The organism is Priestia megaterium, assembly GCF_041941685.1.
Lineage (GTDB): Bacteria > Bacillota > Bacilli > Bacillales > Bacillaceae_H > Priestia > Priestia megaterium_C.
In genome coordinates this window covers 4876618-4889052 of record NZ_CP130958.1, presented here as the reverse complement: position 1 = coordinate 4889052, position 12435 = coordinate 4876618, and the positions used below count along the sequence as shown (strand labels likewise).

Here is a 12435-nt window from a genome sequence, read left to right as displayed (position 1 = left end):
AAAAAAATAGACGATGATAGGAAGAACATATTAGGATAGTGGTAACGAAATAATTATCCATAAATTTGGAATCAACTACGAAGGAATTTCCTAAAAGGAGTGTAAAGCAATGACAGAAGAAAAAATTTATGATGTCATTATTATTGGGGCAGGTCCAGCAGGTATGACTGCTGCTGTATATACATCTCGTGCAGATTTATCAACACTAATGATTGAACGCGGAATTCCAGGCGGTCAAATGGCTAATACGGAAGATGTAGAAAACTATCCAGGTTATGACCATATCCTTGGTCCTGACCTTTCTAACAAAATGTTTGAGCATGCAAAAAAATTCGGTGCGGAATATGCGTACGGTGATATTAAAGAAATCATCGACGGAGAAGAATACAAGACAGTTCGTGCAGGCAGCAAAGAATATAAAACACGTTCAGTAATCGTTGCTACTGGTGCAGAATATAAAAAATTAGGCGCGCCAGGAGAAAAAGAGCTAGGCGGCCGCGGCGTATCTTATTGTGCTGTATGTGACGGCGCATTTTTTAAAGGTAAAGAGCTAGTCGTTGTAGGCGGTGGAGACTCTGCAGTTGAAGAAGGCGTATATTTAACACGTTTCGCAACAAAAGTAACAATTATTCACCGACGCGATGAGCTTCGCGCGCAGAAAATCCTACAGCAGCGTGCATTTGACAACGAAAAAGTTGATTTTATTTGGAATACAACGGTCAAAGAAGTAAATGAAAAAGACGGTAAAGTAGGCAGCGTAACGTTAGTAGACACAAAAACAGGTGAAGAGCGCGAGTTCGGTGCGGACGGCGTATTCATTTATGTTGGAATGGTTCCACTAACAAAACCATTCGAAAGCCTAAACATCACGAATAAAGAAGGATATATTGAAACGAACGAGCAAATGGAAACAAAAGTACCAGGTGTGTTCGCAGCTGGAGATGTTCGTGAAAAAGCTCTTCGTCAAATTGTAACAGCTACAGGTGATGGAAGTATTGCTGCTCAAGCGGCTCAGCACTATGTAGAAGAGTTAAAAGAAAAGTTAAAAGCTATTCAGCAATAAAGCTGAAATCAATCTTTTACAAAACGTAATTCGGTTTTAACTGTTCTGTAACACCTGTGAAACATTGATGGGGTACTATATAGATAGTAATTGACCCCCTTTTATAAAATATATGTGTGTCGGGCATAGGACGTGTTCCTATGCCTCTTTTTTTTGACTATAACAGATTGAATTTACGTATATAACAGCAAGGGATTATTTTCAGAAAATTTAGTAATAGTTAGTTCATCTCCGTTGTGAGAGAAGTTTGTTTCGTAGTATAATAAAAGAAAATGTCAGTATACATACAATGAGGTGGAAAACATGCAAAGGGTCACAAATTGTGTATTAATGAAAGACGATAAAGTATTGTTGCTTCAAAAGCCACGAAGAAACTGGTGGGTGGCCCCTGGTGGGAAAATGGAGCAAGGAGAATCTGTAAAAGACTCTGTTGTAAGAGAATTTCGTGAAGAAACAGGAATTTATTTGAAAAATCCCACTGTAAAAGGTATCTTTACTTTTACGATGAAAGAAAACGATCAAATTTCATCTGAGTGGATGATGTTTACTTTTTTTGCTACAGATTTTGATGGGACAAATGTGCTAGAATCAGAAGAAGGCAAACTCGGTTGGCATAATTTGAGTGAAGTAAGTGAATTGCCGATGGCACCGGGAGATCATCACATTATCGATTATGTAGCAAAAGGATCGGGTGTTATTTATGGCAACTTTACGTATACAACGGATTTTGAGTTATTATCTTATCGAATTGATCCTTGTTAATGACAAATAGACATGTATGTATAGATTGAGGGGGATGGAAAATGAGTACTGGGTCTGTAAGCGATATTCAATTAGTGATTATTACTGGAATGTCAGGTGCAGGAAAAACAGTAGCAATTCAGAGTTTTGAAGATTTAGGGTTCTTTTGTGTAGATAATTTACCCCCTACATTGCTACCGAAATTTTTAGAACTCATGAAAGAGTCAGGGAATAAAATGAATAAAGTTGCTCTTGTTATGGATTTACGAGGCAGAGAATTTTTTGAAAGCCTATTTGAAGCATTGGATAACATGAGTGAAACAACGTGGGTCACGCCACAAATTTTATTTTTAGATGCAAAAGATTCTGTATTGGTGACGCGCTACAAAGAAACGAGACGTTCACATCCGCTAGCTCCTTCAGGTTTACCGCTAGAAGGGATTGGGATAGAAAGAGAGTTGCTTGAGGAGTTAAAAGGAAGAGCTCAGCTTATTTATGAGACGTCAGAGTTAAAGCCAAGAGAGCTTAGAGAAAAGATTTTGACTCAGTTTTCGTCGCACGCTTCACAAGTTTTTACTGTTAATGTGATGTCGTTTGGTTTTAAATACGGGGTGCCTATTGACGCTGATTTAGTCTTTGATGTGCGCTTTTTGCCAAACCCTCACTACATTGACCATATGCGTCCTAAAACAGGGCTGGAAGAAGAGGTTTCTTCTTACGTATTAAAATGGACGGAAACTCAAAAGTTCATTGAAAAAGTAGTAGACTTACTTTCGTTTATGCTTCCACAGTACAAGCGAGAAGGTAAGAGCCAGCTGGTCATTGCTATAGGGTGCACAGGCGGACAGCATCGCTCCGTTACATTAGCTGAATATTTAGGTCACCATTTCCAGAATGAATACAAAACCCATATTTCTCATCGTGACATTGAGAGGAGAAAGGAAAATCATAGATGAGCAGTGAACAGCTTCCAAAAGTTGTCGTCATTGGGGGAGGAACGGGTTTACCAGTGCTGTTAAGAGGGTTGAAGGAATACCCTCTTGATCTTACAGCCATCGTAACCGTAGCAGACGACGGGGGAAGTTCTGGCCGATTGCGCGATGAACTTGAAATCCCTGCTCCTGGTGATATTCGAAATGTGCTAGTTGCTTTATCTGATGTAGAGCCACTAGTTGAAGAGCTTTTTCAGCATCGATTTGATACAGGGAATGAGCTTACAGGCCATTCTCTGGGCAATTTGTTGCTTGCAGCTATGACGTCTATTACTGGCGATTTTGTGCATGCTATACGAGAAATGAGCAAAGTACTAAACGTCAGAGGGAAAGTGCTTCCGGCAGCTAATCAAAGTGTTGTGCTGCATGCGGAGATGCAAGATGGATCCATCGTAACAGGTGAATCTAAAATTCCAGAAGTCAATAAAAAAATTAATAAAGTATTTTTATCGCCTGCCGATGTGAAACCGCTTGTCGAGACAATAAAAGCTATTCGACGCGCTGATTTAATTGTATTGGGACCTGGAAGCCTTTATACAAGTATTTTGCCGAATTTACTGGTGCAGGATATTTGTAACGAGCTTTGTTCGACAAAAGCAAAGAAAGTGTACGTATGCAACGTGATGACGCAGCCGGGTGAGACATTAGGGTTTAAAGCAAGTGATCATATTAAAGCGCTTTACAATCATATGCCGTGTGCGTTTTTAGATGCGATTATCGTCAATAATGCACCTATTCCAGCACCCTTGAAAAAGAAATATCAAGTAGAGCAGGCTCAGCCTGTAGAATATGATCGTGAAGTATTGCTAAAATTAGGGTTAGAAGTGATTGAAGATCAAATTATTCAGTATGACGGCAGCGTAATTAGGCATGATACAAAAAAAGTAGCAAAGCTTGTGTATTCTATGCTGACATCGCTGCAAGGTAAAGCGAATACGGGTGTTTAACACTATTTCCGTATGTAGATTGGAGGTGAAGTTATGTCATTTGCATCAGAAACAAAAAAAGAGTTAACGAATTTAGAAGTCAAAGATTGCTGTGCAAAAGCAGAGCTCTCTGCATTAATTCGAATGAATGGTTCACTTTCTTTTTCGAATAAAAAATTCACAGTTGATGTTCAAACAGAAAACGCAGCGATTGCTAGACGCATTTATGTCTTGCTTAAGAAAAATTATGATGTGTCAGTAGAACTGCTTGTGCGTAAGAAAATGCGGTTGAAGAAAAACAATGTGTATATTGTTCGATTAGTAGAGAAAACGAGAATGCTTTTGGAAGACTTAAAAATTGTAGAAGAAGGATTCACGTTTACACATCGTATTTCACCAGAGCTAGTACAAAAGAAATGCTGTAAGCGATCCTACTTAAGAGGCGCATTTTTAGCCGGCGGCTCTATTAATAACCCGGAGACATCATCGTACCATCTTGAAATCTTTTCATTGTATGAAGAGCATAACGAAGCTTTATGCAATTTAATGAACAAATTTCAATTGAATAGTAAAACATTAGAGCGGAAAAAAGGCTATATTAACTATTTGAAAGAAGCTGAAAAAATTACGGAGTTTCTAAATATCATTGGAGCCCATAACGCCCTTTTGCGGTTTGAGGATGTAAGAATCGTCCGAGATATGCGAAATTCCGTTAATCGCTTAGTTAATTGTGAAACAGCTAACTTAAATAAAACGATCGGAGCAGCTATTCGTCAAGTGGAAAACATTCGTTATATTGATGAAACAGCTGGATTAGACATCTTACCAGAAAAGCTAAGAGAAATTGCTCGTTTGCGTGTGGAATATCAAGACGTTACGTTAAAGGAGCTTGGTGAGATGGTAGCTGGAGGTCAAATTAGCAAATCGGGCATTAACCATCGTTTGCGTAAAATTGACCAAATAGCAGACAAGCTTCGCGCCGGTCAGCCAGTCACATAAGGGGAATTGCAAGGGGGAGGATTTTATCATGGAAAAACAAGTAGAAGTAAAATTAAAAACGGGATTACAAGCTCGTGTTGCGGCACTATTTGTGCAAGAAGCAACTCGTTTTACATCTGATGTGTACTTGAAGAAAGATGAGAAAGTAGTCAACGCTAAAAGTATCATGGGGTTAATGAGCTTAGCGATTAATAATGGTTCTCTTATTACGCTCATTGTTGAAGGGGTAGATGAAAAAGAAGCAATGGATGCGTTAGCAGCTTACGTAGAGAACGATGCATAAAAAAGCCTTTCCCACAATGGGAAAGGCTTTTTTCTTATTTAGAGTCGTTTTCTAATACTTTGTCAATTAGGCCGTATTCTAAAGCGCGTTCAGCAGTCATGAAATTATCACGATCTGTATCACGTTGTAGCACTTCTAACGGTTGACCTGTACGCTCAGCTAAAATTGAATTTAGTTTTTCGCGTAAGAATAGAATACGTTTTGCCGCAATTTCGATTTCAGTAGCTTGTCCTTGAGCACCACCAAGAGGTTGATGAATCATTACTTCGCTGTTTGGAAGAGCAAAACGTTTGCCCTTTTCACCAGCAGCCAGTAAGAAAGCACCCATTGATGCAGCCATACCGATACAAATTGTAGAGACTTTTGGCTTAATGAATTGCATCGTATCGTAGATAGCCATTCCAGCTGTAATAGAGCCACCTGGACTGTTGATATAAAGTGAGATATCTTTTTCTGGGTCTTCAGCAGCTAAGAATAGAAGCTGAGAAACGATTGAGTTAGCTACATTATCGTCAATAGCACTACCTAAAATAATAATGCGGTCTTTTAATAAACGTGAATAAATGTCATAAGCACGTTCACCACGGTTTGTTTGTTCAATAACTGTAGGAATTAAGTTCATATTAAATTCCTCCTTAACAAGAATAATTTGTTATGTACCTATAATACACGTATGGTCAATAAAGGTCAAACAAAAGAACCTCTACTACACATATTCGCTTAAAAGACTATGTATTCCTCTTTGACATTATTAAAATTTTTCCCCCTTCTAAAAAAAATAAACGTAGTATTCTATTGAAAAGAGAAGTTTTCTCTCCTATAATGGAAGTTGTGACAAATATGCCCTCGTAGTGTAGTGGATAGCACAAGAGATTCCGGTTCTCTTAGGGTGGGTTCGAATCCTGTCGAGGGCGTCTTAAAACGTTGCGGATTACGCAACGTTTTTTATTTTGAGTAAAAAGGCTCATCTTCTCAAAAAATAATATTTATTTTCCTCCTATAACACTTTATACGCGTAAGGAAGCAAGAAATTAATTCCATTGTACCGGTTGCGGAATTTGTCAGAATACTATAAAACAGTATATAAGGAAAAGAAACACGGAGGAGGAATAAATATGAAATATATGAACAAACTTTTCATTGTCAGTGCATCGGTAGCACTATTGCTGTCTGCATGCGGGACGAACGAAGATTCTGCTCAGCCGAAGTCTAATGATCAAGCAGAAAATGTTCAGCAGGACACAGCTTCTAAATCTGATCAAACATCAGGCGCTGCAAAAGAAGATTCGAAAAAAGATGGGGATTCTTCCGAGGTCTCAGCCAAACCTTCAGGAAGTCAATCATCAACTAGCGAAACAGCGGAAGATGGACAGTCAACGTCTTCTTCAGAAACAAAACTAACAAAAAGCCCAGAACAAGATTATTCTATTCAAGTAATGGACGGTTATAAACTAACGGGTGAAGAACCAGGAAAAGATGCGTTAGTATTAACTTCAGATGATTCTCAATTTATGCGTATCGAAATGCTTTCATCAGAAGCATCGATGGACGACGCTGCTCAATCTGTTAAACAAACGGCAACAGCAGTTAATAAAAATGCAGCAGAGAAAAAGAATCTTGAAGAGAATGGAATCTTCAAAGATTCTGTTTGGTATGAAGCCACATCTGACGATCATACGGTAAACGCTGTGTTGGTTAAAGGAAAGAAACCAATGAAGCTAACCATCTTCACGAAAAACGACGAAGAAAACTTGGACAAGTTTATGCAAATGGCACAAACCATTCAATAAGTAATTCTTCTATATATTATACACATGCAGAAAATTCGACATGACGAAGAAAACGTCATGTCGGATTTTTACTCGGATCATGTGGTTGGTGTGAATTATAATGAAAAGTTATAAAGGTGCATAGCTCTATTACTTTTTTGATGGTTAGTAATTAAAAACAGGATGAACCGCTTCGTTAACAAAGGTTGACGGAGATTTTTTAATGAAAAAATTACATATAAAAAATAGTTACATGCTCTTTGAAAGCGTTTTTATAGTAAAATAGATGAAGGGGAGGGGAGAAATAATGGAGATTGGATTATTTCAGCAGCAGTCGTTAAAGCTGACGATGTCAAAAGAATTATCACAAGCTATTTCTCTTTTACAATATTCATCGATGGATATTGTAGCGTTTTTACATGAGCAGGCGCTTCAAAATCCGCTTATAGATTTTTCAGAGCTGCCCGTCTATACATCTCACAATCAAAAAAATCATGCAACTTCTGATTCAACAGATTATATGAGCAGTATACCAGCTCCTAAAGAAACGCTGTACGAACATTTAATGAATCAATCCGCATTATTAAAATTAGATGAATGTGAGCAGGCAGCCGTTGAGTTTGTTATTCATAGTCTGGATGATGCTGGCTATTTGCACGATGAGTTAATCATACTTGCTAACCAGCTTGGCCAAGGTCAAGAGCAGGTTGAAAAGGCTCTCCAGCTTGTGCAGCAGATGGACCCGGCAGGAGTAGGAGCGAGAAGTTTACAAGAGTGCTTAATGCTTCAATTAAAAAGAAGTAATCAATGGACAGAAAAAATAGAGCAAATTTTGACACACCACTTTGAGGAATTTGCGTATAAAAAATGGATGAAAATCTCAAAGTTATGTCAAATCTCACTTGAAGCTCTTCAACAATTACATGAACAGATTAAGAAATTAAATCCTCGTCCTGGATCGTTTTATATGAAGTCCAATGAACGATTCATTGTACCGGATTTTATTGTAAAAATTGAAGATGGAAATGTCGTTGCTTATGCAAATGAGGATTTGGAACCTTGTCTTTCAGTGAATGAACAATACAAACTTCAGCTGAAAAATAGGCAGAACCAAGAAATGTTTTCTTATTTACAAGAGAAATATCGTGAATTTCAATGGATTATGAAAAGTTTACACACACGCAAAGATACATTAAACGCATTAATGAATACCTTACTCGTTGAACAAGAAGCATTTTTTAAAAAGGGTCCTTCGTATTTGAAGCCGTTAACAATGAAGGAAGTAGCGGAACAAACGTCTGTGCATGAATCAACAATTAGCCGTGCTACTCGGCACAAATATATTCAAACGCCTTTTGGCACCTTTTCAATGAAATCTTTTTTCTCAACTAGTATTCAACTGGGCAACAACGAAGCGACTTCTACAACTCACGTAAAAGAACTGCTTAAAAAGCTAGTAGCAGAAGAAAACAAACAGCGTCCACTTTCAGATCAGCAGTTGGCTAACGTCTTGCAAAGCAATTATAACATTACTATTTCAAGAAGAACGGTAGCCAAATATCGAGATCAATTAAACGTTCTACCATCCAGTCAACGAAAACTTTTTGTCACGCAGTAAAGGAGTGGGAATGTGAAAGTCGTACTGTATACCAAAAATGGCTGTCACTTATGCGATGATGCAAAGAAGCTGCTTGCAGAGCTGCAGTCGGAGTTTCCCTTTCAGCTTATTGAACGAGATATTTACAAAAACGATGAGTGGCTGGAAAAGTATCACCTTGCCATTCCTGTAGTAGAAATGGATGGAGAAGAAGTGGAATATGGAAAAATAACAGGTATTCCGTTAAGAAAACGCTTACTTTTAAAAATAGGCAACACATGAGTTGAATAAAGGATTCACTCCTGTTAGAATAGACTTTGTAGCAGGGTGAATTTTTTTTGCGCAAGGTGGGACATAATATGTCTATGCGGGACAAAATGTGTCCAACGAGTTTATGCCTTAAGGGGATTTTAACATGCGTTCTTTAATAGAAGTACAACGAAAATTATTACCTGAACTTCTCTCAGTTATGCAAAAGCGCTATCAAATCTTGCAATACATACGTTTAATGCAGCCGATTGGCCGCAGAAACTTAGCTGTAAGCCTTGGGCTAACAGAGCGTGTGTTACGAAGCGAAGTAACATTCTTAAAAGAACAAGATTTGATTGACATTTACCCTAGTGGAATGACGCTTACAAATGAGGGAGAACTCCTTCTGGCTGAATTAGAAGAAGTAATGAAGGAAGTTTCAGGACTTCGATTATTGGAAACAACATTAAAAGAGGCGTTTTCTTTATCAGAAGTTGTTGTTGTATCTGGAGATAGTGATCAGTCTCCTTGGGTCAAAAATGAAATGGGTCGAGCATCTGTTTCGTGTATCAAGGAGCGCCTTGTTGGTAAAAAAAATACCGTTGCTGTTACAGGTGGTACCACGCTTGCCGCCGTTGCTGAAATGATGTCACCTGATTTAAAACACCCTGATGTACTTTTTGTACCTGCTCGCGGAGGGCTAGGTGAAAATGTACAAAACCAAGCAAATACGATTTGTGCTAAGATGGCTGAAAAGTCCATGAGTCACTATCGCTTGCTTCATGTTCCAGATCAGCTTAGCGATGAAGCATACCGATCCATTATCGGTGAACCATCTATTAAAGATATGCTTCATTTAATTAAGTCCGCTGGTATGGTTGTTCACGGAATAGGAGACGCTATGACAATGGCAGAACGCCGTAAAACACCACAAGCAGACTTAGAAAAAGTGAAAAATGGACATGCTGTAGGTGAGGCATTTGGATACTATTTTAATCATCAAGGCGAAGTTGTTCATAAAGTTAAAACAGTTGGCATACAACTCGATGATTTAAAGAACAATAAATGTGTTATTGCTGTTGCAGGAGGTTCATCAAAAGCAAAGGCAATTAAAGCGTTTATGCAACAAGCGCATGATTCGATTCTCATTACAGATGAAGGCGCCGCAAAAGAGTTAGTAAGGGATTTTAATTAATCCCTCATATAAAAAAATACTTTTTACATTCAAGGAGGAAATACCCATGGCAGTAAAAATTGGTATTAACGGATTTGGTCGTATCGGCCGTAACGTATTCCGTGCAGCTTTAAAAAATGATAACGTTGAAGTAGTAGCAATTAACGACTTAACAGATGCTAACATGCTTGCTCACCTTTTAAAATATGATTCTGTACACGGAAAATTAGATGCAGAAGTAGTAGTAGATGGTAGCAACTTAGTAGTAAACGGTAAAACAATCGAAATCTCTGCTGAACGTGACCCAGCTCAATTATCTTGGGGCAAACAAGGCGTAGAAATCGTTGTTGAATCTACTGGATTCTTCACAAAACGCGCTGACGCTGCGAAACACTTAGAAGCAGGAGCTAAAAAAGTAATCATCTCTGCTCCAGCATCTGACGAAGATATCACAATCGTAATGGGTGTTAATGAAGACAAATACGATGCGGCTAACCACAACGTAATTTCAAACGCTTCTTGTACAACTAACTGCTTAGCGCCATTTGCTAAAGTGTTAAATGACAAGTTCGGTCTTAAACGCGGAATGATGACAACAGTTCACTCTTACACAAACGACCAACAAATCTTAGACTTACCACACAAAGATTACCGTCGTGCTCGTGCAGCTGCTGAAAACATCATCCCAACTTCAACTGGTGCTGCTAAAGCTGTATCTCTAGTATTACCTGAATTAAAAGGTAAATTAAACGGTGGAGCTATGCGTGTTCCAACTCCAAACGTTTCTTTAGTAGACTTAGTTGCTGAACTTGACAAAGAAGTAACTGTTGAGGACGTAAACAACGCTCTTAAAGAAGCTGCTGAAGGCGATCTTAAAGGTATCCTTGGTTACAGCGAAGAGCCACTAGTATCTGGTGACTACAATGGTAACATCAACTCTTCTACAATCGATGCATTATCTACAATGGTAATGGAAGGTAACATGGTTAAAGTTATCTCTTGGTACGACAACGAGAGCGGATATTCTAACCGTGTAGTAGACCTTGCTCAATACATCGCTGCTAAAGGACTATAAGAATAACTTAAAATTCGCTTCTATTTTATTCAATAAGACAGAAATCGACTAGACTTTCCTTTTTTATTGGATATCTGAAAATAGAACGACTATAATAAGACTTGCTAAGGAAGAGAGGGGCATACCCCCTCTTCCTTGATTTATGTATTGGCTTCTACATGAAAAAGCGTCATAAGCAGCTAACTGGAGTTTCACTTTATATAGAAAGGCGCCAATATATAAAATGAAATGTACGGTGGTTTGTGGATTGATGATTACATAGAAGCCTACTTGCTTAGTACCATAAATACTTAAGGAGGCCTTTTAACGATGAACAAAAAAACGTTGAAAGACATCGATGTAAAAGGAAAGCGAGTATTTTGTCGCGTAGACTTTAACGTACCAATGAAAGACGGAAAAGTAACAGACGAAACTCGTATTCGTGCAGCTATTCCTACTATTCAATATTTAGTAGAACAAGGTGCAAAAGTAATTTTAGCTAGCCATCTTGGACGTCCAAAAGGCGAAGTTGTTGAAGAGTTACGTCTAAATGCTGTTGCAGAACGTTTACAAGCTCTTCTTGGTAAAGACGTTGCAAAAGCTGACGAAGCTTTTGGCGAAGAAGTAAAGAAAACAATCGACGGTATGAGCGAAGGCGATGTTTTAGTACTTGAAAACGTACGCTTTTACCCAGGTGAAGAGAAAAACGATCCTGAATTAGCAAAAGCATTTGCTGAATTAGCAGACGTGTACGTAAACGATGCATTCGGTGCAGCTCACCGTGCGCATGCTTCAACAGAAGGAATTGCACAACATATTCCAGCAGTAGCAGGTTTCTTAATGGAAAAAGAGCTTGATGTGCTTTCAAAAGCATTATCAAACCCAGAACGTCCATTTACTGCAATCGTTGGTGGAGCAAAAGTTAAAGACAAAATCGGTGTAATTGACCACTTGCTTGATAAAGTAGATAACTTAATCATCGGTGGAGGACTTTCTTACACATTTATTAAGGCACTAGGCCATGAAGTAGGTAAATCACTTCTTGAAGAAGACAAGATTGAACTTGCAAAATCTTTCATGGAAAAAGCTAAGAAAAACGGAGTAAACTTCTACATGCCAGTGGACGTGGTAGTAGCAGATGACTTCTCAAATGATGCTAATATTCAAGTTGTATCAATTGAAGATATTCCAAGCGATTGGGAAGGCTTAGACGCAGGACCGAAAACGCGTGAAATCTATGCTGACGTAATCAAAAACTCTAAGTTAGTTATTTGGAATGGACCAATGGGTGTATTTGAATTAGATGCATTTGCTAACGGAACAAAAGCAGTAGCAGAAGCTTTAGCAGAAGCAACTGACACATATTCAGTAATCGGCGGAGGAGACTCTGCAGCAGCTGTTGAAAAATTCAACTTAGCTGATAAAATGAGCCATATTTCTACAGGTGGCGGTGCGTCACTAGAGTTTATGGAAGGTAAAGAACTTCCAGGCGTAGTTGCATTAAACGATAAGTAAGTTTATGTTTCAGTAAGACGGAGGACCGACCTGACGACTGATAATATAAAAAATTATCAAGCAGCGAAGATGG

Annotated in this window: 13 protein-coding genes and 1 tRNA gene; 13 read left to right on the top strand and 1 reads right to left on the bottom strand. The window is 38.5% G+C overall.

All coding sequences use genetic code 11. The features are described from left to right. The first annotated feature begins 109 nt into the window (after nucleotides 1-109). The 6 genes from trxB to Q5794_RS25935 all read left to right on the top strand — a co-directional run bounded on the left by trxB (nucleotide 110) and on the right by Q5794_RS25935 (nucleotide 5004). Nucleotides 110-1063: a thioredoxin-disulfide reductase gene (trxB, locus tag Q5794_RS25960; protein WP_013059713.1), complete on the top strand. Its 954-nt coding sequence runs from the start codon at nucleotides 110-112 to the stop codon at nucleotides 1061-1063. A 303-nt stretch (nucleotides 1064-1366) separates the two neighbouring features. Further along, nucleotides 1367-1825, top strand: coding sequence for an 8-oxo-dGTP diphosphatase (locus tag Q5794_RS25955; protein ID WP_013059712.1), 459 nt, complete (start codon nucleotides 1367-1369; stop codon nucleotides 1823-1825). A gap of 41 nt (nucleotides 1826-1866) precedes the next feature. Continuing rightward, on the top strand, nucleotides 1867-2760 hold the full coding sequence (gene rapZ, locus Q5794_RS25950; RefSeq protein WP_074896323.1) for an RNase adapter RapZ: 894 nt from the start codon (nucleotides 1867-1869) through the stop codon (nucleotides 2758-2760). Beyond that, nucleotides 2757-3743, top strand: a complete 987-nt coding sequence (yvcK, locus tag Q5794_RS25945) for a YvcK family protein (RefSeq protein ID WP_013085391.1) — start codon at nucleotides 2757-2759, stop codon at nucleotides 3741-3743. Before rapZ ends, yvcK begins: the two co-directional genes overlap by 4 nt. A gap of 33 nt (nucleotides 3744-3776) precedes the next feature. Continuing rightward, nucleotides 3777-4721: a DNA-binding protein WhiA gene (whiA, locus tag Q5794_RS25940; RefSeq protein WP_374988552.1), complete on the top strand. Its 945-nt coding sequence runs from the start codon at nucleotides 3777-3779 to the stop codon at nucleotides 4719-4721. A gap of 25 nt (nucleotides 4722-4746) precedes the next feature. Next, nucleotides 4747-5004, top strand: a complete 258-nt coding sequence (locus Q5794_RS25935) for an HPr family phosphocarrier protein (protein ID WP_215054923.1) — start codon at nucleotides 4747-4749, stop codon at nucleotides 5002-5004. Between the two features lie 34 nt (nucleotides 5005-5038). Here the strand turns inward: Q5794_RS25935 and clpP are convergent, their stop codons facing one another. Continuing rightward, nucleotides 5039-5626, bottom strand: a complete 588-nt coding sequence (clpP, locus tag Q5794_RS25930; RefSeq protein ID WP_215054806.1) for an ATP-dependent Clp endopeptidase proteolytic subunit ClpP — start codon at nucleotides 5624-5626, stop codon at nucleotides 5039-5041. Between the two features lie 220 nt (nucleotides 5627-5846). Between clpP and Q5794_RS25925 the strand changes: the two genes are divergently transcribed. The 7 genes from Q5794_RS25925 (at nucleotide 5847) to Q5794_RS25895 (ending at nucleotide 12362) form a co-directional block, all read left to right on the top strand. Beyond that, nucleotides 5847-5918, top strand: a tRNA-Arg gene (locus Q5794_RS25925). A 201-nt stretch (nucleotides 5919-6119) separates the two neighbouring features. Continuing rightward, nucleotides 6120-6794, top strand: coding sequence for a hypothetical protein (locus Q5794_RS25920; RefSeq protein ID WP_215054805.1), 675 nt, complete (start codon nucleotides 6120-6122; stop codon nucleotides 6792-6794). Nucleotides 6795-7080: 286 nt separating this feature from the next. Then, entirely contained in the window at nucleotides 7081-8391 is a 1311-nt protein-coding gene (gene rpoN, locus Q5794_RS25915) for an RNA polymerase factor sigma-54 (RefSeq protein ID WP_374988551.1), read from the top strand. 12 nt (nucleotides 8392-8403) lie between these two features. Then, nucleotides 8404-8652: a glutaredoxin family protein gene (locus Q5794_RS25910; protein WP_215054803.1), complete on the top strand. Its 249-nt coding sequence runs from the start codon at nucleotides 8404-8406 to the stop codon at nucleotides 8650-8652. A gap of 133 nt (nucleotides 8653-8785) precedes the next feature. Further along, a complete protein-coding gene (locus tag Q5794_RS25905) occupies nucleotides 8786-9814 on the top strand; it encodes a sugar-binding transcriptional regulator (protein WP_215054802.1) in 1029 nt (342 codons plus the stop codon). 46 nt (nucleotides 9815-9860) lie between these two features. Beyond that, complete coding sequence (gene gap / locus Q5794_RS25900) at nucleotides 9861-10868, top strand: type I glyceraldehyde-3-phosphate dehydrogenase (RefSeq protein ID WP_013059702.1); 1008 nt, start codon at nucleotides 9861-9863, stop codon at nucleotides 10866-10868. A 309-nt stretch (nucleotides 10869-11177) separates the two neighbouring features. Continuing rightward, nucleotides 11178-12362, top strand: a complete 1185-nt coding sequence (locus Q5794_RS25895; RefSeq protein ID WP_013059701.1) for a phosphoglycerate kinase — start codon at nucleotides 11178-11180, stop codon at nucleotides 12360-12362. Nucleotides 12363-12435: the final 73 nt, after the last annotated feature.